The following is a 19,010-nucleotide window of genomic DNA, read 5'->3' as shown; positions in this document are numbered from 1 at the left end:
GTGCCACGATGACTCTCACCGACCTCCTGCCAGCGGATCCCGACGCAGATGCCCTGTTCGAAGCCTTCACGACGTGGACGGCGGAGCGGGGCATCGAGCTGTACCCGGCGCAGGAGGAGGCGGTGATCGAGGTCGTCTCCGGGGCCAACGTGATCCTGTCGACCCCGACCGGCTCCGGCAAAAGCCTCGTCGCGGTCGGCGCGCACTTCACCGCGCTCGCCCACGGCAAACGCAGTTTTTACACCGCGCCGATCAAGGCGCTCGTCTCGGAGAAGTTCTTCCAGCTCATCGAGATCTTCGGGGCCGACCAGGTCGGCATGATGACCGGCGATTCGAGCGTCAACGCGGACGCGCCGATCATCTGCTGCACCGCGGAAATCTTGGCGAACATCGCGTTGCGCGACGGCGCCGACGCCCCGGTCGGCCAGGTCGTCGCGGACGAGTTCCACTTCTATTCGGAACCGGACCGCGGCTGGGCGTGGCAGGTCCCGCTGATCGAGCTGCCGAACGCGCAGTTCGTGCTCATGTCGGCCACGCTCGGCGACGTTTCGTTCTTCGAAAAGGACCTGACCCGGCGGACCGGACGGCCTACCGCGGTGGTCACTTCGGCGCAGCGGCCGGTGCCGCTCACCTTCCGGTACGCGCTCACGCCGCTGCACGAGACGATGTCCGAGCTGCTGGGCGGCGGCCAGGCGCCGGTGTATGTCGTGCATTTCTCGCAGGCCGCGGCCATCGAGCGGGCGCAGACGCTGATGAGCATCAACGTCACCACCAAGGCGGAGAAGGAGGCGATCGCCGACCTGCTCGGCGACTTCCGGTTCTCCGCCGGGTTCGGCAAGACGCTCTCCCGGCTCGTGCGGCACGGCATCGGCGTGCACCACGCGGGCATGCTGCCGAAGTACCGGCGGCTGGTCGAAACGCTCGCGCAGTCCGGGCTGCTGAAGGTGATCTGCGGGACGGACACCCTCGGCGTCGGCATCAACGTGCCGATCCGCACGGTGGTGTTCTCGGCGCTGACGAAGTACGACGGCGTGCGGCAGCGGCATTTGAAGGCGCGCGAGTTCCACCAGATCGCCGGACGCGCGGGCCGGGCCGGCTACGACACCGACGGTTACGTGGTCGTGCAGGCGCCGGATCACGTGGTGGAGAACGCGAAGGCACTGGAGAAGGCGGGCGACGACCCGAAGAAGAAAAAGAAGATCGTCCGGAAGAAAGCGCCGGAGGGTTTCGTCAACTGGACCGAGAGCACGTTCGACCGGCTGATCGCGGCCGATCCGGAACCGCTCACGTCCAGTTTTCAGGTCAGCCACTCGATGCTGCTGAACGTGATTTCCCGGCCGGGCAACGCGTTCGACGCGATGCGGCATCTGCTGGAGGACAACCATTCGGACCGTCCGACGCAGCGGAAGCTGATCCTGCGGGCGATCGAGATCTACCGTTCGCTGCTCGCCGCCGGGGTCGTGGAAAAGCTGCCCGAACCGGACGCCGAGGGGCGCGTCGTCCGCCTGACGGTGGACCTGCAGTTCGATTTCGCGTTGAACCAGCCGCTTTCGCCGTTCGCGTTGGCTGCCATCGAATTGCTGGACATCGAGTCGCCGTCGTACGCGCTGGACGTGGTGTCCATTGTGGAATCCACAGTGGACAACCCGCGTCCGGTGCTGTCGCAGCAGCAGTTCAAGGCGCGCGGGGAAGCCGTGCAGGCGATGAAGGCCGACGGGATCGAGTACGACGAGCGGATGGAGCTGCTCGAGTCCGTCACGTATCCGAAACCGCTGGAGGAACTGCTCAACGCGGCTTACCAGTCGTATCGCGCCGGGCATCCGTGGGTGGCGGATTACGAGCTGTCGCCGAAGTCGGTGGTGCGCGATATGTACGAGCGCGCGATGAACTTCGTGGAATACGTGGGCTTTTATCAGCTCGCGCGGTCTGAGGGCCTCGTGCTGCGCTACCTCGCCGACACCTACGACGCGTTGCGGCACACTGTGCCGGACGAGGCGAAGACCGAATCGCTGCAGGATCTCATCGAATGGCTCGGCGAACTGGTGCGCCAGGTCGACTCGAGCCTGCTGGACGAATGGGAAGCGCTGCGGCATCCGGACGAGGAAGGCCCGGTGTCGCACCGGCCGCCGCCCGAGCCGCCCGCGGTCACGCGCAACGAGCGGGCGTTCCGCGTGCTGGTGCGCAACGAGTTGTTCCGCCGGGTGGAGCTGGCTTCGCGCCGGGCGTACGACGAACTGGGCTCGCTGGACGCGGCTTCCGGCTGGGACGCGGACGCGTGGGAAGACGCGATCGAGGACTACTTCGACGAGCACGATTCACTCGGAATCGGCCCGGACGCGCGTGGTCCGGCGTTGCTGCTGATCGAGCAGGAGCCGGACGTGTGGCGGGTTCGGCAGATCTTCGACGATCCGGCCGGCGACCATGACTGGGGGATCAGCGCGGAGGTCGATCTGCGCGCCTCGGACGAGGTGGGCAGCGCGGTGGTCCGGATCGTGGACGTCAATCAGCTCTGAGGGTTTGCGTCCGGGGTGGCCAGAATCGGCGGCTGCCAACAGGTGTAGCGCAGCATCGACCGCGCCATCACCGTCGTCGGCATGGCTCGGAACGCCAGATTCCGCACCGCGATCGCGGCTGGGTTCGTCAGCTGCTGACCCATCCGGCCGGTTTGCCGGGCGGCTCGGGCGATGGCCTGGCTGCGCGGGCGGCGTTCGGCGTCGTACCGGGTGAGCGCGGTGTCGAGGTCAGTCGACGACAGCGCATGGGCCAGTGTCACCGCGTCTTCCAGGGCCTGACAAGCGCCCTGGCCGAGGTTCGGCTGCATCGCGTGCGCGGCATCGCCGAGCAGGGCGACTCGACCGGACACATAGGACGGCAGCGGCGTCACCAGTTCGTCAACGTCGTGGTGCAGAACGGCTTTCGGGTCGGTCGCGTCGAGCAGCTCGGTGATCGGTTCGTGCCAGGAACCGAAGCGGCGGCGCATTTCGGCGATCGGGTCGGGATAGCGGGTGCCTGCCGGGATGCTCAGCACGGCGTGCCATTCGGCTCGGCCGTCCGCCAAACCGATGTATCCGAACTCGACTCCTCGGCCCCAGGTGAGGTTGAAGTCCGAAGAGGATAGTGCGAACGGCTCGGTCGTGATGGCGCGGATGACGGCCGATCCACTGTAGACCGGGCCGGGATGGGCGGGGAAGAAACGCTTGCGCAGTCGGCTGTTGACGCCGTCGGCGGCGACAATCACGTCGGCTTCGTGGCGGCCGGACGGCGTGACCACGGCGTTGTCCTCGATGGCGGTGACCTCGTCCCGCAGCACCGGCGAGGGCAGCAGAGACCGCAGCAGCCGATGCAATTCGTACCGTGCGATGCCGACGATCGGCGTCCCGGCGACGCGTTCGAGTTCGGCTCCGTCCATGCGCGCCAGCCAAGTCCCGCGCGGGCTGCGGGTGCTGACGGTGCGCTGGAAGCAGCCGGCGGCGCGGAGTGCGTCGCCGGCTCCCAATGCGTCCAGGGCTCGAACGCCGTTGGCGGCAAGGGAAATTCCGGAACCGGCGTCGTCCAGTTCGCCGGGCAGCCGTTCGAAGACCGTGACCTGCCAGCCGACGCGCGACAATCCGATCGCCGCGGCCAGTCCGCCGATTCCCCCGCCGACGACTGCCGCTGATCCACCTGTGGGCACCCCGCCAGGATAGGCCCGATCAGCTGGCCATGAGCATGGAACGCGCGTCCAGGCCGTCGAACCACAGGCCGATCGCCAGTCCGGCGGCGGCTTCCAGCAGGGCGGCTCGGTCGAGACCGCCCGCGGGCAGGGGAGTGCAGCCCAGGTCCTGGACCAGCTCCGTTGCGACGGCGACGGCCTCCGGGGCGCCGCACAGCGGGACGCCGAGCGGGCGGCCTTCGAACAGTGGCGGGGTCATTCGCCAGACGTCCACGTGGGCGAGGTTGAACGCCTTCACTACCGACGCGCCGGGGGGCGAATTCGGCGATCCGCGCGGCCACGGGTTCACCGGTCGCACCAGGGGTGTTGGTGCAGTCGATGAGGACCTTGCCGGTGAGGTCGAGCGGGGTGAGCAGGGCTTCGAGGGCGGTGGTGGGGACGGCCAGCAGGATGGCGTCCGCCCGGGCGGCGGCCTCGGCCCAGTCCAAAGTCTCGGCGCCGAGTTCAGCGGCCAAGGCGGCGGCGTGCGCGGCGGAGCGGCCGGAGACGGTCAGGTCGTGCCGGGTCCACTGGCCGCCGAGGGCGGACGCCATTCCGCCGGTGCCGAAGAGGGCGATGCGCATGGGAAGGTCTCCTGTCGTCGCGTGGTTGTACGCAAGCGACGTTAGGAACCCCGGCAGGAACCGAAAGGTAACCATGGACTTCATCGCCGACTGCCGCACCCGGCTCGCGTTCGACCTGGTGGCGAACACCTGGCATCCGGTCGTGCTGTGGGCGTTGAAAAACGGCCCGCTGCGGCACGGCGAACTGCGCACGCGCATCGGCGGGATCAGCGCGAAGGTGCTGACCGAGGCGGTGCGCAAGCTGGAACGCGACGGGCTCGTGGAGCGCGCGGACGGGGCGTATCAGCTCACCGGGCTAGGGGCGAGTTTCCTCGGGCCGATCGAGGGGTTCGGGCGCTGGGCGGCCGAGTACGGCGACCAGGTGCTTGAAGCGCAGCTCGCTCACGAGGGCAATGGCCTGGCCCGCGCCAGCTCCAGCAACGGGACGGCCGCCGCGGCGTCGGTGACCAGCGTCGACACCAGTCCGGACCGCAGTACCGCGTCCACCGCTTCGGCTTTCGGGCGGCTGTAACCGATCGCGATCACCTCGGGGACCGCCATCAGCTCCTCGTGGCTGATCGCCAGCACGTGGTGCGCCAGCCCGGTGCCGAGCGAGTTGCCGTCCGCGTCGAACAGCCGCGCGGCGACCTCGGCGGTCGCGCCCCGGGCCGCGATGGCGGCGCGTTCGGCCTCGTCGAGCGCGTCGTACACGGTGGACTCCCCGGCCTCCCAGGACCCGATACTCACGACCGCCTTGGTGAGTTTCCCGAACTGTGCGAACGTTTCCGCGATGCCCGGCTGGTGCCGCAGGATCTCCGTGGTCCGCCGGTCGGGCAGAACGAGCGGGCCGAAGATCGGGTACGAATCGCCGCCGGACACCGACGTCACGCGGCTGACCGTCTCCACCGAACGGCCGCGCATGTCCATCCCGGCCTGCACCCCGCACAACTGCACGATCGGACAGCGCGGCAGGGTCCGGATCGCCTCGGTCATCGCGTTGACCGACCGCGCCCAGGACAGCCCGATGACGTCGTCCGGGGTCGCGATCTCCTCCAGCAGCCGGGCGGCCAGCGCGCCGACCTGCTTGCGGACGACCTCTCTCGGTTCCTTTTCGGATGCTCGTTCGAGCACGAGCACGCGGTTCAGCCGGTACGCCCGGCGGATGTCGTCGGACAGTTCGACGTCGACCGGCGCGGGCAGGTCGAACTCGATCCGCACCAGTCCGGACTCGAGTGCCGTGTCCAGCATCCGCGCGACCTTGAACCGGCTCATGCCGAACTCGTCGGCGATCTCCAGTTTCGAGGCGCCCTGCACGTAGAACCGCCTGGCCATGGTCGCCAGCAGCAGCGTCTCGGTTAGCGGTAGTGGCCCCTTTTTCCTGCTCACATGAGCAGGATAGCGCAAAAATGAGCTTTGCTGGTTGACGGATCCGCAGGCAGGGGCCTGTAATGCCTACGCATGTTACCTACGGCATAAGTCAAAATCGCTCAAATGAGCATCTTGGAAGGTGATGACGCATGCGCGCCGCGATCGTGGACCGGCCCGGGGAGATCCGGGTCGGCGAGGTTCCCGATCCGAAGCCCGGGGAGCGCCAGGTCGTCGTGAAGGTGGGTGCCTGCGGGATCTGCGGCACGGACCTGCACATCGCCGACGGGCATTTCCCGCCGACCCCGTATCCCATCGTCCCCGGGCACGAGTTCTCCGGGGAGATCGTCGAACTCGGCGCGGACGTGCCCGCCGAGTGGAAGGTCGGCGACCGGGTCGCGGTCGACCCGTCGATCTACTGCGGATACTGCACCCCGTGCCGGTCCGGGCACGGCAACCTCTGCGCGAACTGGAACGCGACCGGCGACACCGTCAACGGCGCGTTCGCCGAGTACGTCGCGGTGCCTGCCGACACCTGTTACCGGATGCCCGACTCGATGACCTGGGAACAGGGCGCGCTGGTCGAACCCGTTTCCTGCGCGGTGCACGGCGTGCGCCGGATCGGCGTGGAGGCGGGCGAACGCTTCCTCGTGGTCGGCGCGGGCACGATGGGGCTGATCATGCAGCAGCTCCTGATCCGCGCGGGTGCGCACGTGACGATGGTCGACCGCAACGCCGCCCGGTTGCCTCGCGCGACCGACCTCGGCGCGACCGCGGTGGCCGCCGATGTGTCCGAACTGGACGATGAACGCTTCGACGCCGCAGTGGACTGCACGGGCGCGGCACCCGCGATCGAGGCAGCGTTCAACGCGCTGCACCGCGGTGGCCGGTTGCTCGTGTTCGGCGTCGCTCCGGCCGAAGCCCGCGTCGCGCTTTCGCCGTTCCGCATCTACAACGACGAAATCACCATCGTCGGTTCGATGGCCGTGCTGAACAGCTACGGCAACGCGCTCGACCTCGTCGCGAACGGTTACATCGACACCGAAGCACTGATCACCGACACCCTTCCGCTCGAGCAGTACCCCGAGGCGCTGGCGAAGATGCGCAGCGGGTCCGGCCTCAAGATCCAGGTGCTGCCCGGAGGTGGTGGCGGTGCGTAAACTCCTGTGCCTCCTTGCCGCGACAGCGTTGTTAGTGACGGGATGCGCCGGAGCCGGGGCGCTCGGCACCGGCGGGCGGACACTGGTCGTCGCGATCGTGTCCAATCCGCAGATGAAGGACGCCATCTCGCTCAAGGGCGAGTTCGAGCAGGCCAACCCCGGGATCAAGCTCAAGTTCGTTTCCCTTCCGGAAAACGAGGCCAGGGCGAAGATCACCGCGTCCACCGCTACTCAGGGCGGCGAGTTCGACGTGGTGATGATCAGCAATTACGAGGCTCCGCAGTGGGCGGCCAACGGCTGGCTGGAGAACCTCGAACCGCACATGAAGGCGACGCCGGGATACGACGAGGCCGACTTCATCCCGAGCATCCGGCAGTCGCTGTCGTACCAGAACCAGATGTACGCGGTGCCGTTCTACGGCGAATCGTCCTTTGTGGTCTATCGCAAGGACCTGTTCCAGAAGGCCGGGCTGAACATGCCCGCGCATCCGACGTGGCAGCAGATCGCCGATTTCGCCGCGAAACTCGATGACAAGCAGGCCGGCGTCGCCGGGATCTGCCTGCGCGGCAAGCCGGGCTGGGGCGAGAGCCTCGCGCCGTTCACCACGGTCGCGAACACCTTCGGCGCGCAATGGTTCGACAAGAACTGGAACGCGAAGCTGACCAGCCCGGAGTTCACCAAGGCGGCGAACTTCTACGTGAACCTGCTGCGCGACCACGGAGAGGTCGGCGCCTCCAGCGCCGGGTTCACCGAATGCGGCACCAAGTACGCCCAGGGCAACGCCGCGATGTGGTACGACGCCACCTCGATGACCGGCACCACGGAAGACCCGAAGACCAGCCACGTCGGCGGCAAGAACGGCTACGTCGCCGCGCCGGTGGACAAGACGCAGGCGAGCGGCTGGCTCTACACCTGGGCGCTGGGCATTCCGAAGGTCGGCAAGAACAAGGACGACGCCTGGAAGTTCATGGCGTGGATGACGAACAAGGAGTACGCGAAGAAGGTCGGCGAGACCTACGGCTGGAACCGGGTGCCGCCGGGCACGCGCAAGTCGACCTATGAGATCCCGCAGTACAAGGAAGCCGCGAAGGCCTACGCCCAGCCGACGCTGGACGGCATCGCGGCGGCCAACCAGCAGCAGACGATGGTGAACCCGGTGCCGTACCCGGGCATCCAGTTCGTCGGGATCCCGGAGTTCCAGGACCTCGGCACCCGGGTGAGCCAGCAGCTGTCCGCCGCGATCGCCGGTCAGACCTCCGTCGCCGACGCGCTCGCGCAATCGCAGAAATACGCGGAAACCGTCGGAAAGTCGTATCAGGAGGTGCAGAAATGAGCACCCTCTCCGTCCCCGCCGGAACCGCGCCGGCGACCGCGAAGCCCGCTGCCAAGAAGGTGACCGGTTCGGCCGGGAAGCGGCGGCTGCCGCTGCTGCCCGCGCTGATCTTCGTGATCGCGGTGACGCAGATCCCGTTCCTGCTCACCCTGTTCTACTCGTTCCAGTCGTGGAACCTGGTGCGTCCGGGCTCGCGGCATTTCGTCGGTTTCCGCAACTACATCGACGTCTTCACCGACACGACGTTCCTCGGCGCGCTGCTGAACACCGTGGTGCTCACCGTGGTCTGCGTGTTCCTGTCGCTGCTGCTCGGACTCGGGCTGGCGGTGCTGCTCGACCGGAAGTTCGCCGGCCGCGGCTTCGTCCGCACGCTGCTGATCACGCCGTTCCTGATCCTCCCGGCGGCAGGCGCGCTGCTGTGGAAGACGACGGTGTTCGACCCGACGTACGGGCTGCTGCACTTCGTGTTCGGCACGGACACCGACTGGCTTTCGCAGTTCCCGCTGGCCGCGGTGATGGCGCAGATCATCTGGCAGTGGACGCCGTTCATGACGCTGCTGATCCTCGCCGGGCTGCAGAGCCAGTCTAAGGAGGTGCTGGAGGCGGCGTCGGTGGACGGCGCGAGCCGCTGGCGCACCTTCGTGTCGATCACGCTGCCGCACCTTTCGCGGTTCCTGCAGCTGGCCACGCTGCTCGGCGCGATCTACATCGTGAACAGCTTCGACGCGATTTTCCTGATGACGCAAGGCGGTCCGGGCACGGCCAGCACGAACCTGCCGTTCTACATCTACCAGCGCGCGTTCGAGGGCTTCGACATCGGACAGTCGTCCGCGATGGGCGTGGTGGTGGTCATCCTGACGATGATCGTCGCGACGTTCGCGCTGCGGCTGATGTTCCGCGCGTTCTCCGTGGACGGAGGAGTCAAGTGAGCACCGCAACCGCCACCGCCTCGCCCGCCGCCACCGACACCGCGCCGCCGCCGCGTCGCCGGACCAAACGCCGCTATGGCCCCGGCACGCTAACCGTCGCGACCTGGATCATCGCGATCCTGTTCGTTTTCCCGCTGCTGTGGATGATCCTCACCGCGTTCAAGCAGGAAAACGACGCCTACACCGATCCGCCGAAGCTGTTCTTCACGCCGACGTTCGACCAGATCTCGAACGTCCTCAACAGCGGTTTCCTGCCGTACCTGGGAAATTCGGCGTTCGTCACGGTGATTTCGACGCTGCTCGTGCTGCTGCTGGGAATCCCGGCCGCGTACGCGCTGTCGCTGGCCCCGGTCAAGGGCACGAAGAACGCGCTGGGCTTCTTCCTGTCGACCAAGATGTTGCCGATCGTGGCCGCGATCATCCCGCTGTACGTGATCTCGCAGAACACCAACCTGCTGGACACGGTGTGGGCGCTGATCATCCTGTACACCGCGATGAACCTGCCGCTCGCGATCTGGATGATGCGGTCGTTCTTCCTGGAAGTCCCCGGCGAAATGATCGAGGCGGCGCGGATCGACGGGGCGAACCTGCCCACGTTGCTGCGCAAGATCATCATGCCGGTGGTCGCGCCCGGAATCGCCGCGACCGCGCTGATCTGCGTGATCTTCTCCTGGACGGAGTTCTTCTACGCGGTCAACCTCACCGCCGCCCGGGCCGGCACGGTACCGGTGTTCCTGGTCGGCTTCATCACCAGCGAGGGCCTGTACTGGGCCCAGCTGTCCGCCGCCGCGCTGCTGGCCTCGCTGCCGGTGATGATCGTCGGCTGGATCGCGCAGAACCACCTGGTGCGCGGCCTGTCCATGGGCGCTGTGAAGTAAGGGAGAACGCAGATGTCCGCTGAAGTGATTTACGACCAGGCGTCGCGTGTCTACCCCGGCAACCCGGGCGTCCGCGCGGTCGACCAGCTGAGCCTCGAGGTGCCGGACGGCGAATTTCTCGTGCTCGTCGGCCCGTCCGGATCGGGCAAGTCGACCGCGCTGCGGATGCTCGCCGGGCTGGAGGACGTCAACGAGGGCGCGATCCGGATCGGCGACCGCGACGTCACCGACCTGCCGCCGAAGGACCGGGACATCGCGATGGTGTTCCAGTCCTACGCGCTGTACCCGCACATGACCGTCGCCGACAACATGGGTTTCGCGTTGAAATTGCGCGGTTTCTCGGCGGCTGACATCAAGAAGCGGGTGGACGAGGCCGCCAAGATGCTGGACCTGTCGCGGTTCCTCGACCGCAAGCCGAAGGCGTTGTCCGGCGGGCAGCGGCAGCGGGTCGCGATGGGCCGGGCGATCGTGCGCGAGCCGAGCGTGTTCCTGATGGACGAGCCACTGTCCAATCTGGACGCGAAATTGCGCGTGGAAACCCGCGCCAACATCGCGAAACTCCAGCAACGGCTCGGCACGACGACCATCTACGTGACCCACGACCAGGTCGAAGCCATGACGATGGGCGACCGCGTGGCCGTGCTGAAGGACGGCGTGCTGCAGCAATGCGCGTCGCCGCGGTCGCTGTACGAAAAGCCGGAGAACTCGTTCGTGGCCGGGTTCATCGGATCGCCGGCGATGAACCTCGCGACGCTGCCGTTGACCGACGGCGGCGTTCAGCTGGGCGACCTCGTGGTGCCCCTGCCCACCGAGGTGCGGACCGCGGCGGCTGGGCTGTCGGAGATCGTCTTCGGCATCCGGCCGGAGTCGCTGCGCCTGGTCGGCGAGGCAGACGACGGTTTCGAGCTGGTGGTGGAACTCGTCGAGGAACTGGGCGCGGACGCGTACCTGCACGGCAAGGTCGGCGACGACCGGTTCGTGGTCCGGGTCGACGGCCGGACGCCGCCCCGGATCGGCGACAACGTCCGGGTGGCGCTGCGCGGCGAGGGCGAGACGCACGCGTTCGATCCGAAGACGACGCTGCGGCTGGGCTGAACGGCTCGTGAGTGTTCATGCCGGTAGCACCGGCATGAACACTCACGACCGCCTACCTCTCACGGGGGAGGAGCTTCCCCCTCGCGCCGGATCCTCTCCGCCGTGCCACGGGCGACGCTTGACGCATGACGCTGAAGCAAGCCGAGTTGCGCAAATGGCCGGGTTACGCCGCCGCGGTGTGGGGCCTCTTGTTCGCGATCCCCAGCTTCGTCTGGGCGACCGGCAGTACGTTCGGCGCGCAGTCGACAGTGTCGCCGTCGCTGGTGAAGCTCGCGCAGGACCGGGTGCCGTGGTTTGTGGCCGTGCTGGTGATCACCGGACTGCTGAAGATTTTCGGCGCGGTGGTCGGCGTCAGCCTGACGCGGCCGCGCGGCCGGTGGCTCAGCCGGACGATGGTGTTCTGCGGTGGTGGTGCCGCGATCCTGCTGACTTGGCACGGCGGGCTGTTTGTCGTGCAGGGCGTGCTGGTGAAGACCGGAGCCGTGGCGGTCGATCCAGCGCTTTCCAACCTGGTGGGTTGGTATCTCTACCTCTGGGGACCGTGGTTCATCGTCGGCGGAATCGCGTTCGCGGTGGCGGCCGCGCGGTATGTCTTGGACCGCGATGACCGGCGCACGCTGACGCGGTACGGAGTGGTCGGCGCGCTCGGTGCGTTGGCGCTGTCGGTGACCGCGGTCGCGACGGGCATCGGGTGAGTCAGCGGAGGGTACCGGCGAGGACCGTGCTCGCCATCTGGCGAACGGCTTCCTCGCTGGGCGGTTCCCCGGTGCGATCCGCGAAGAGCAGATGACCGGCTCCGATGAGCGTCGGGGCAAGTGTCTTCACATCGGCATCTGGGGAGATCCGGCCGAGTTCTTGTTCCGCGGCAAGGTAATTCGCCAGCACGTGCGCCGCGTCCGTCGCCAGCGGAATCCCCGGACCCGGCCGGGCGGCACGGAGCCGGTGCCGCAGTTCGTCGCGGAAGGTGATCAGCGCGACGATCGACACCGCGACCGACGAGAAGACCTCGGTGAGCACCTCGGCCACCGTTTCGACCACGTCGCCGGTCCCGGCGTGCAGATCCTCCGCGCGGGCTTCGAGGCGATGGATCCGGTCGAGCACCAGCGCGGCGAGAAACGCGTCGAAATCCTCGAAATGCCGGTGCAGCACGCCCTTCGCGCAATCCGCCTCGGTGGTGACGGCGCGACTGGTGAGTCCGCTCGGTCCTTCGCGCAGCAAAACCCGTTCCGCGGCGTCGAAAAGCTGAGCGCGAACGTCGCGGAGATGGATCCCGGTGGGCACCTTGGCGGTCCTTCCTAGCCATAGTGGGCGCTTGCCCACTATGGTGGGCACATGCCCACTTTACCTCGTCCCGAACCGCATCAGCACCGGACCATGGCGGAGTCGTTCGGCGTCGATCCCGAGCGCTACGACCGGGCCCGCCCGCGTTACCCGGACGAACTGGTGACCGCCGTCCTCGCCGCCAGCCCAGGGAAGGACCTGCTCAACGTCGGGTGCGGCACCGGCATCGAGGGGCGGCAATTCCACGCCCGCGGCGCCGTCGTGCTCGGCGTCGAGCCGGACGCGCGGATGGCGGAGTTCGCCCGGCGCGCTTTCCCAGTCGAGGTCGCGAAATTCGAGGATTGGGACCCGGCCGGGCGGACGTTCGACGCCCTCGTGTCCGGGCAGGCGTGGCACTGGGTCGACCCGGCCGCAGGAGCCGCGAAAGCCGCGCAGGTGCTCCGCCCCGGCGGCCGGTTCGTCGCGTTCTGGCACGTGTTCATGCCGCCGGAAGAAATTTCCCTGGCACTGGCGGACGCGTTGCGCCGGGCGATGCCGGATTCGCCGTTCAGCGGCAACTACCTGAAAAAACCCAGCGCCGACGCCTACCAGCCGATGCTCGACAAAGCCGCGGACGGACTGGCCGCGACCGGCGCGTTCGGCGAGGCGGAGAACTGGCATTACGCCTGGACGCAGGACTACCGCCGCGACGAATGGCTGGACCTGCTCGCCACGCAGGGCGGCGTCACCGTGGCGACGCCGGAGCAGCGCGACCGGATCCTGGCTGAGGCCGGCGCGGCGATCGACGCGCGTGGCGGCCACCTGACGACGAATTACTCGACCGCCGCGGTGACCGCCGTCCGTCTTGCCGCGTGAAAGGCCGGTCCCCGGCGCGAAACCGGGGACCGGTCAGGTCACTCCTCCAGCGAAAGCGCTTGGCTCGGGCAGATGTTCACGGCCTCGCGCGCCTTCTCGACCAGTTCGCCGTCCGGGGTGTCGTTGAGGACGATGACCGTGCCGTCGTCCTCGCTCTGGTCGAACAGCGCGGGCTCGGTGAGCACGCACTGGCCGGCGCCGACGCACTTGCCGGTGTCCGCGATGATCTTCATGATGGCCTCTTCCTGGCTTGTGGTGGGAGCACTCTGATCTCTACCAGGTCACTGGCAACTGGTACAGGCCGAAGATCGTGGCGTCCTTCTTCACCGGCAACTCGTCGGCCGGGACCGTGCACGTGAGCGTCGGAACGCGGCGGAACAGCGTGTCGAAGACGATCTGCAGTTCCATCCGCGCGAGGTTCTGGCCGAGGCATTGGTGCGGTCCGAACCCGAACGCGACGTGGTGGCGCGCGCCGCGTTCGAGGTCGAGCTTCTCCGGGCTCTCGAACACGTCCGGGTCCCAGTTCGCGGCGTAGCCCAGCACGAGCACGCCCTCGCCCGCCTTGATCGTGACGCCGCCGATCTCGACGTCCTCGGTCGCGACCCGCGCGGTCGCGCCTTCGACGATCGTGAAGTAGCGCAACAGTTCCTCGACCGCGAGCAGCGTCTTGCCCGGATCGGCCTCGATCGTCGCGCGCTGCCCGGGGTTCTCCAGCAGCCCGATGGTGCCGAGCGAGATCATGTTCGCGGTGGTCTCGTGCCCGGCGACCAGCAGCAGGAACGCCAGCCCGATCATCGCGTCGTGGTCGTAATTGCCTTCCTCGCGGCGTTTGACGATCTGCCTGCCGAGCAGGTCGTCGGTCGGGTCCTTCTCCTTCGCCGCGACCAGGCCGCTGAGGTACGCGCGCAGTTCCTCGGACGCCTTCTTGCGGTCCTCGACGCTGGTGCTGCGCCGGATGAGCGCCATGGTGCGCTCTTGGAAGTAGTCGTGATCGGCGTACGGGACGCCGAGCAGTTCGCAGATCACCAGCGACGGCACCGGAAGGGACAGCTTTTCCACCAGGTCCGCCGGTTTCGGCCCGGCGAGCAGTTCGTCGATCAGGCCGTCGACGATCTCCTGGATCCGCGGCCGCATCGCCTCGACCCGCTTCACGGTGAACTCGCCGAGCACCTCCCGGCGGGCCTCGCCGTGCTCGGGCGCGTCCATCCCGATCATGGCTTTCTGCTTGGCGTTGGTGAGGATCGCGGCCCCGCCCTCGGCCAGGAACGGGAAATTGGGAAGGAACCGGTCGGAGGAGAACCGGCGGTCGCCGAGGATCTGCCGTGCTTCCTCGTGCCGCGAAGCCACCCAGGCCTCTTTGCCGCCGGGGATCTGCACGCGGGTGAGCGCGCTCTGCTCGCGCATCCGGACGTACTGCTCCGGCTGGGTGAACGGGCAGGTCCGGGCGACCGGCATGCGGAGTTCTTCAGTGGCAGTCATCGTTTCCCCCTCACCAGGTCACCGGGAGGCAGTAGAGCCCGAAGACGCCGGAGTCGTGTTTGAACGGCAACTGGTCGACCGGCGCGGCGAGCCGCAGCGTCGGAATACGGCGGAACAGCGTGTCGAACACGATCTGCAGTTCCATCCGCGCGAGGTTCTGGCCGAGGCACTGGTGCGCGCCGAACCCGAACGCGACGTGGTGCCTGCCGCCGCGGGTGATGTCGAGCCGCTCGGGCTCGGGGAAGACTTCGGGGTCGAAGTTGGCGGCGTAGCTCAGGCCGAGGACGCCTTCTCCGGCCTTGATGGTGACGCCCGCGATGTCCACGTCTTCGAGGGCGACGCGGGTGGTGGCGAATTCCGCGATGGTGAAGTAGCGCAGCAGTTCCTCGACGGCATCGAGGGTCTTGCCTGGATCCTCCTTGATCGCGGCGAGCGCGTCCGGGTTCTCCAGCAAGGCGACGGTGCCGAGCGAGATCATGTTCGCGGTGGTCTCGTGCCCGGCGATGAGCAGCAGGAAGGCGAGCGACACGAGGTCGTCGTGGTCGTAGTTGCCCTCTTCGCGCTTCTTCGCGATCTGGCGGCTGAGCAGATCGTCCGCCGGTGCGGTTTCCTTCGTGGAAACCAGCTCGGACAGGTAATTCTGCATCGCTTCGACGGACTTGCTGCGTTCCTCGAAGCCTGTTTCGCGGTTGAGGAGCCGTGAACTGTGCGTCTGGAAGAAGTCGTGGTCGGCGTACGGGACGCCGAGCTGCTCGCAGATCACCAGCGACGGCACCGGAAGCGACAGCGCGGACACCAGGTCGGCGGGCTTGTCGCCGGCCAGCATCGCGTCGATGTGCTGGTCCACGATCTCCTGGATGCGCGGCTGCAGCGCCTTCATCCGCTTGACGGTGAACTCGCCGACGACGCTGCGCCGGGCCGGGCCGTGTTCCGGGGCGTCCATCGCGATCAGCGACGGGCGCAGCCTCGGACGGCGCTGCTGGCCGTCCTTGAACAGGACCGGGAAGCCCGGGTTGAAGCGGTCCGAGCTGAACCGCGGGTCGTTCAGCATCGCCCGCAGGTCCTCGTGCCGGTTGAGCACCCAGGCGCGCTGGCCGGTGTGCTCGAGCTCGACGTAGTGCGCGCGAGCGTCGCGGAACCGGTCGTACTCCGGCGGCGGCGCGAACGGGCAGGTGCGCTTCATCGGGAACGCGGCCTGCTCCGGCTGGGTGCGGCTGGGCTGGGCGACTTCGGTCATCTGAACCCCCTGTGGTGGGTTTGCCCCGTTACGGAATGAATGTGGAGGATTACATTCCGGTTCACTGCCCAAGGTACCGAAGTGGAGGATCGCCGTCCACTAGCAACGGGGTGACAATTGCTGTCCGCCCCGGGTTGCCGGCACGTTTGCGCAGCTGGTCCGGCGTGCGAGAATGCGCGCCAACCGGGAAAAGGGAAGGCCGGGTATGAGTGCAGACCCCGAGACGCCGCTGCGGGCGGACGCGCAACGCAACCGCGACCAGATCATCGCCGCGGCTCGCGTCATCTTCGCCAGCCACGGTCCCGAGGTCCCGATGGAGGAGATCGCGCGCGCGGCCGGCGTCGGCGTCGGCACCCTCTACCGGCGCTTCCCGGATCGCGACGCGCTCATCCGCGCGGTGGCGGTGGACAATTTCGCGGGCGTGCTGGACAGCGCCCGGCGGCTGTCGGTGGAAGCGCCGACGGCGTGGGAAGCGTTGGTGCAGTTGCTGTATCACGGCGCGGAACTGCAGTTGTCGATGCAATTGGCCATGTTGTCGCAGCGGGCGCACGAAATTCTCAAGGACGACCCCGAGGTCGCGCACTTGCGCGAAGCGGTGCTGCTCGAGGTCGAAGGGCTGGTCGACCGGGCGCAGGCCGAGGGGACGCTGCGCAAGGACGTGGGCGCGGGAGACGTCGCGGTGCTGTTCGCCCGGCTGATCCGGCAGCTGCCCGCGCACCGGTTGAAATCGCCGGAGATGGCGACGGCCCGCAACATCGCGATCATGATCGACGGCCTGCGCGCCGGTCCGGCCACCACGCTGCCGGGACGGCCGATCGACAAGGAAGATTTGCTCTGACCGCTTCTTCAGACGCGACGGGACGATCGGGGTTGCTCCGGCGGGGGTGATCTCACAACGGGCCATCGAGTCGTGGGCGGGGACGTCTTATCTCGTGAAAGCCGGTGCGGAGCCGCCGGAAAACGCGAGAGGGGACGAACAATGAAGAACATCCGCCGAATTGCCGTCGCAGTCGCCGTCGCCGGAGGCGCGGCCGCGGTCTTCGCCGGTACCGCCAGTGCCACGACCACGGAGTCGTCGGCGCTTCCGTGCACCGCGAACCAGTTCAGCACCAAGCTCGTCTACGGCGGGGCCGGCGCGGGCCAGCGCAACGCCGCGATGCAGTTCACCGCGAACCAGGGCGAGCGGTGCGTCCTGTCCGGCCGGGCCGACGTCGACCTGGTCGGCGCGCACAACGTTCTGGTCAACAACGAGGCCCCGGCCGACGCGCCGCCGGTGCTGATCGCGAACGGTTCGTCGGCGTACGTGCCGCTGCACTGGACCGCGATCGGCTCCGACGACGAGCAGCAGACGCCGAACGCGCTGACCATGACCGCCCCGGCCGCCTCCAACCCGCACGGCGACCCGATCGACCCGAACGTGACGGTGGACTGGACCTTCGGCGCGGTCGACGCCGGCGCCGACAGCCACACCATCGACGTCGGTGCGATGACGGCTGGCGAAGCGCCTGCGGTGTAAGGGATTCCTGGTCAGCCGGGCGGGGCTGCACGGGTGAGCGAATCGAGCACCCGCAGCAGCACCGCCCTGGCGGCGTCGCCCTCGGCCGCGACTGTCCACAGTAGATCCGCGACCTCGTGGTACGGGTCGACGTCGCTCGCGATGTGCTCGCCCTCGGGGGTTTCGACCATCGCGACGTCGTCGACGACCCAGAAGTCCGAGGTGACCGGGTAGGGCACGACGACGTCCGCGGGGATGATGCCGAAGCGGATGTTGGGGGTGCCGAGCAGCGCGAGCAGCTTGTGCACCTGCCCGATCATCACCTCGCGCGGCGCGTTCGGATAGCGCAGCGCCGCCTCGGAGGTGAGCAGTTCGATGGTCCGGCCGGGTTCGTAGAGGATCTGCTGGCGCTGCATCCGCGCCCGGACGGCCTCGGTGATGTCCTGTCCGCCGCCGTGGATCCTGGCGTGGGCGAGCAGCGTATGCCGAGCGTACTCCGGGGTTTGCAGTAATCCGGAGACAATTCGGAGATCTACCGCCCGAATTCGTAGCGCTCTGGCCTCTCTGGCAATGGATTCCTCTTGCCGGGCGCGGTGTCCGTCGCGGACTTTGTCTTTCCAGCTGGCGTGCGCGTCGCGGACCTCGACCAATTGCTCGCGCAGTTCCGCGGCCAGCTCCGGCGGCCCGCCGACGGCGGCGATCCAGGCGTCGAGGTCGTCGTCGCCGACGGTCTGCCTGCCGTTTTCGACCTTGCTGACCTTGGGCGCGTTCCAGCCGATGGCCCTGGCGAAATCCTTTCCGGTCTCGTAGCCCGCGTCGACCCGGAGCCGGCGCAGGCGATCGCCAAGCTCTGCCCGGCGTTTCTCGAAACTGGTAGGCACTCGCCCTCGCTATCGCATGCGGAATTCCTCGAACCCGATGGCATCTTCCCACACCTGGGGTCGAGTTTCGAGAAATCCTGGGCGACTAGTGCGTCTGAATCGCCGGGCTGCCCTTGCCTCGTCTGCGCCGGTCGTCGTGCTCAGGCTTCCTGCGGGAAGAACTTGAGCAGGCCGGCGGGGATTTCGACGGCCGTCTCGGTGTCGGGCATGCCGCGTTCGTGCAGTTGCCGCAACGCCTGCTCGTCGGTGACCCGGTATCCCTGGACGACGTACGTGCCGCGGTTGGTGCGATAAGCGTTGGGGCAGTTGCCGCCCGCGCTGGTGGTGCCGAGGAACTCGAGGGCAAGTGCTTCTTCGGACTGGGCGGGATGCGGGGTCATGCGGAGTCCTCCTGACGTGCTGGCGGCGCCTGTACCGGACACGGGGTTGTCGAAATTTCCCCAATGGCACATGTTGGCAGAGAATTTCGCGAAAGGGTAGGGTTGTGGCGCGAAATGTTGAGGTCCGGTGATGCTCGTTCAGGCAAGTTCGGTGAGCGTGTCGACGAGGTGGGAGCGGGTGCCGAAGTAGACGTTGATCCGCGGCCCGCCGACCTCGTCCGGGCTGACGAAGCACGCGTCCACGCCCGGTGCGGTCGATCGCGGACAAGCGCTGGCCGACGATTCGGCGAGTTCGGGAGCTACGCGCAGCCGCGGGCTGGGCGCGCCCAACCCCAGTGCAAGCCTGCCCGCTGCGCAGTTTTCGAATAGCCGCAAACAAAACCGCCGT

General features: G+C 67.8%; 20 protein-coding genes and 2 pseudogenes. 11 read left to right on the top strand and 11 right to left on the bottom strand.

Annotation, left to right across the window (positions count from 1 at the left end; genetic code table 11):
- Nucleotides 1-8: 8 nt before the first annotated feature.
- Entirely contained in the window at nt 9-2,513 is a 2,505-nt protein-coding gene (locus FKO37_RS45695; protein WP_037816420.1) for an RNA helicase, read from the top strand.
- On the opposite strand, the gene FKO37_RS45690 is transcribed toward FKO37_RS45695, so the two are convergent.
- From FKO37_RS45690 to FKO37_RS47685, 3 genes and pseudogenes are all read right to left on the bottom strand, one after another.
- Nucleotides 2,504-3,673, bottom strand: a complete 1,170-nt coding sequence (locus FKO37_RS45690; RefSeq protein WP_238608585.1) for an FAD-dependent monooxygenase — start codon at nt 3,671-3,673, stop codon at nt 2,504-2,506. The genes FKO37_RS45695 and FKO37_RS45690 overlap by 10 nt on opposite strands.
- Nucleotides 3,674-3,692: 19 nt before the next feature.
- The gene (locus FKO37_RS47690) at nt 3,693-3,926 is read right to left on the bottom strand and encodes a hypothetical protein (protein WP_308196598.1); all 234 of its coding nucleotides are present in this window, start codon (nt 3,924-3,926) and stop codon (nt 3,693-3,695) included.
- Nucleotides 3,927-4,077: 151 nt separating this feature from the next.
- Nucleotides 4,078-4,245, bottom strand: a pseudogene (locus tag FKO37_RS47685) (NAD(P)-binding domain-containing protein); the annotation flags it as partial.
- Nucleotides 4,246-4,348: 103 nt separating this feature from the next.
- Between FKO37_RS47685 and FKO37_RS45680 the strand changes: the two are divergent.
- A pseudogene (locus FKO37_RS45680) lies at nt 4,349-4,651 on the top strand (winged helix-turn-helix transcriptional regulator); the annotation flags it as partial.
- Nucleotides 4,652-4,656: 5 nt separating this feature from the next.
- Here the strand turns inward: FKO37_RS45680 and FKO37_RS45675 are convergent.
- Nucleotides 4,657-5,586: a sugar-binding transcriptional regulator gene (locus FKO37_RS45675; protein WP_051172602.1), complete on the bottom strand. Its 930-nt coding sequence runs from the start codon at nt 5,584-5,586 to the stop codon at nt 4,657-4,659.
- 185 nt (nt 5,587-5,771) lie between these two features.
- On the opposite strand from FKO37_RS45675, the gene FKO37_RS45670 reads away from it, so the two are divergent.
- The 6 genes from FKO37_RS45670 to FKO37_RS45645 all read left to right on the top strand — a co-directional run bounded on the left by FKO37_RS45670 (nt 5,772) and on the right by FKO37_RS45645 (nt 11,709).
- Complete coding sequence (locus tag FKO37_RS45670; protein ID WP_043835118.1) at nt 5,772-6,779, top strand: zinc-dependent alcohol dehydrogenase family protein; 1,008 nt, start codon at nt 5,772-5,774, stop codon at nt 6,777-6,779.
- A complete protein-coding gene (locus tag FKO37_RS45665; RefSeq protein ID WP_199817838.1) occupies nt 6,772-8,112 on the top strand; it encodes a sugar ABC transporter substrate-binding protein in 1,341 nt (446 codons plus the stop codon). Before FKO37_RS45670 ends, FKO37_RS45665 begins: the two co-directional genes overlap by 8 nt.
- On the top strand, nt 8,109-9,041 hold the full coding sequence (locus FKO37_RS45660) for a carbohydrate ABC transporter permease (protein ID WP_037816123.1): 933 nt from the start codon (nt 8,109-8,111) through the stop codon (nt 9,039-9,041). The genes FKO37_RS45665 and FKO37_RS45660 overlap by 4 nt, the downstream gene beginning before the upstream one ends.
- Before the next feature lie 107 nt (nt 9,042-9,148).
- On the top strand, nt 9,149-9,919 hold the full coding sequence (locus tag FKO37_RS45655; RefSeq protein ID WP_051729200.1) for a carbohydrate ABC transporter permease: 771 nt from the start codon (nt 9,149-9,151) through the stop codon (nt 9,917-9,919).
- Nucleotides 9,920-9,931: 12 nt separating this feature from the next.
- Nucleotides 9,932-11,014 (top strand): ABC transporter ATP-binding protein, encoded by a 1,083-nt coding sequence (locus tag FKO37_RS45650; RefSeq protein WP_134667562.1) that lies wholly within the window; start codon nt 9,932-9,934, stop codon nt 11,012-11,014.
- A 125-nt stretch (nt 11,015-11,139) separates the two neighbouring features.
- Nucleotides 11,140-11,709: a DUF3995 domain-containing protein gene (locus tag FKO37_RS45645; protein WP_238608584.1), complete on the top strand. Its 570-nt coding sequence runs from the start codon at nt 11,140-11,142 to the stop codon at nt 11,707-11,709.
- Between the two features lies 1 nt (nt 11,710).
- Here the strand turns inward: FKO37_RS45645 and FKO37_RS45640 are convergent, their stop codons facing one another.
- Nucleotides 11,711-12,295, bottom strand: a complete 585-nt coding sequence (locus FKO37_RS45640; protein WP_238608583.1) for a TetR/AcrR family transcriptional regulator — start codon at nt 12,293-12,295, stop codon at nt 11,711-11,713.
- A gap of 51 nt (nt 12,296-12,346) precedes the next feature.
- On the opposite strand from FKO37_RS45640, the gene FKO37_RS45635 reads away from it, so the two are divergent.
- Nucleotides 12,347-13,150, top strand: a complete 804-nt coding sequence (locus FKO37_RS45635; protein ID WP_238608582.1) for a class I SAM-dependent methyltransferase — start codon at nt 12,347-12,349, stop codon at nt 13,148-13,150.
- A gap of 38 nt (nt 13,151-13,188) precedes the next feature.
- Here the strand turns inward: FKO37_RS45635 and FKO37_RS45630 are convergent, their stop codons facing one another.
- Genes FKO37_RS45630 through FKO37_RS45620 form a run of 3 tightly spaced genes read right to left on the bottom strand, consistent with a single transcriptional unit; the run spans nt 13,189 to nt 15,866 of the window.
- Entirely contained in the window at nt 13,189-13,383 is a 195-nt protein-coding gene (locus FKO37_RS45630) for a ferredoxin (protein ID WP_037356317.1), read from the bottom strand.
- Nucleotides 13,384-13,423: 40 nt separating this feature from the next.
- Nucleotides 13,424-14,629, bottom strand: coding sequence for a cytochrome P450 (locus FKO37_RS45625; protein ID WP_037816114.1), 1,206 nt, complete (start codon nt 14,627-14,629; stop codon nt 13,424-13,426).
- Between the two features lie 10 nt (nt 14,630-14,639).
- Nucleotides 14,640-15,866 carry a cytochrome P450 gene (locus tag FKO37_RS45620; protein ID WP_037816113.1) on the bottom strand — a complete coding sequence of 409 codons (1,227 nt, stop codon included), beginning with the start codon at nt 15,864-15,866 and terminating at the stop codon, nt 14,640-14,642.
- A gap of 205 nt (nt 15,867-16,071) precedes the next feature.
- Between FKO37_RS45620 and FKO37_RS45615 the strand changes: the two genes are divergently transcribed.
- Together FKO37_RS45615 and FKO37_RS45610 are read left to right on the top strand one after the other, a co-directional pair.
- Entirely contained in the window at nt 16,072-16,704 is a 633-nt protein-coding gene (locus FKO37_RS45615; protein WP_037816112.1) for a TetR/AcrR family transcriptional regulator, read from the top strand.
- 141 nt (nt 16,705-16,845) lie between these two features.
- The gene (locus FKO37_RS45610) at nt 16,846-17,382 is read left to right on the top strand and encodes a DUF4232 domain-containing protein (RefSeq protein WP_037816110.1); all 537 of its coding nucleotides are present in this window, start codon (nt 16,846-16,848) and stop codon (nt 17,380-17,382) included.
- Nucleotides 17,383-17,393: 11 nt separating this feature from the next.
- Here the strand turns inward: FKO37_RS45610 and FKO37_RS45605 are convergent, their stop codons facing one another.
- From FKO37_RS45605 to FKO37_RS45595, 3 genes are all read right to left on the bottom strand, one after another.
- The gene (locus tag FKO37_RS45605) at nt 17,394-18,242 is read right to left on the bottom strand and encodes a helix-turn-helix transcriptional regulator (protein WP_238608581.1); all 849 of its coding nucleotides are present in this window, start codon (nt 18,240-18,242) and stop codon (nt 17,394-17,396) included.
- Nucleotides 18,243-18,382: 140 nt separating this feature from the next.
- Nucleotides 18,383-18,622 (bottom strand): hypothetical protein, encoded by a 240-nt coding sequence (locus FKO37_RS45600; protein ID WP_037816108.1) that lies wholly within the window; start codon nt 18,620-18,622, stop codon nt 18,383-18,385.
- 138 nt (nt 18,623-18,760) lie between these two features.
- The gene (locus FKO37_RS45595) at nt 18,761-18,952 is read right to left on the bottom strand and encodes a hypothetical protein (protein WP_158714529.1); all 192 of its coding nucleotides are present in this window, start codon (nt 18,950-18,952) and stop codon (nt 18,761-18,763) included.
- Between the last annotated feature and the right edge of the window lie 58 nt (nt 18,953-19,010).

Source organism: Amycolatopsis sp. Poz14 (genome assembly GCF_006704225.1).
GTDB lineage: Bacteria > Actinomycetota > Actinomycetes > Mycobacteriales > Pseudonocardiaceae > Amycolatopsis > Amycolatopsis nivea.
Note: the sequence above shows the minus strand (reverse complement) of the source record. Positions and strands in the feature narration are given on the sequence as shown.

Bases quoted from the DNA above. Each gene is read 5' to 3' on its own strand.
- FKO37_RS45645 (WP_238608584.1), top strand. From the start codon at position 11,140: ATGACGCTGAAGCAAGCCGAGTTGCGCAAATGGCCGGGTTACGCCGCC.
- FKO37_RS45670 (WP_043835118.1), top strand. From the start codon at position 5,772: ATGCGCGCCGCGATCGTGGACCGGCCCGGGGAGATCCGGGTCGGCGAG.
- FKO37_RS45695 (WP_037816420.1), top strand. From the start codon at position 9: ATGACTCTCACCGACCTCCTGCCAGCGGATCCCGACGCAGATGCCCTG.
- FKO37_RS45630 (WP_037356317.1), bottom strand. From the start codon at position 13,383: ATGAAGATCATCGCGGACACCGGCAAGTGCGTCGGCGCCGGCCAGTGC.
- FKO37_RS45610 (WP_037816110.1), top strand. From the start codon at position 16,846: ATGAAGAACATCCGCCGAATTGCCGTCGCAGTCGCCGTCGCCGGAGGC.
- FKO37_RS45620 (WP_037816113.1), bottom strand. From the start codon at position 15,866: ATGACCGAAGTCGCCCAGCCCAGCCGCACCCAGCCGGAGCAGGCCGCG.
- FKO37_RS45650 (WP_134667562.1), top strand. From the start codon at position 9,932: ATGTCCGCTGAAGTGATTTACGACCAGGCGTCGCGTGTCTACCCCGGC.
- FKO37_RS45635 (WP_238608582.1), top strand. From the start codon at position 12,347: ATGCCCACTTTACCTCGTCCCGAACCGCATCAGCACCGGACCATGGCG.
- FKO37_RS45615 (WP_037816112.1), top strand. From the start codon at position 16,072: ATGAGTGCAGACCCCGAGACGCCGCTGCGGGCGGACGCGCAACGCAAC.
- FKO37_RS45625 (WP_037816114.1), bottom strand. From the start codon at position 14,629: ATGACTGCCACTGAAGAACTCCGCATGCCGGTCGCCCGGACCTGCCCG.
- FKO37_RS45675 (WP_051172602.1), bottom strand. From the start codon at position 5,586: ATGGCCAGGCGGTTCTACGTGCAGGGCGCCTCGAAACTGGAGATCGCC.
- FKO37_RS45660 (WP_037816123.1), top strand. From the start codon at position 8,109: ATGAGCACCCTCTCCGTCCCCGCCGGAACCGCGCCGGCGACCGCGAAG.
- FKO37_RS45600 (WP_037816108.1), bottom strand. From the start codon at position 18,622: ATGACCCCGCATCCCGCCCAGTCCGAAGAAGCACTTGCCCTCGAGTTC.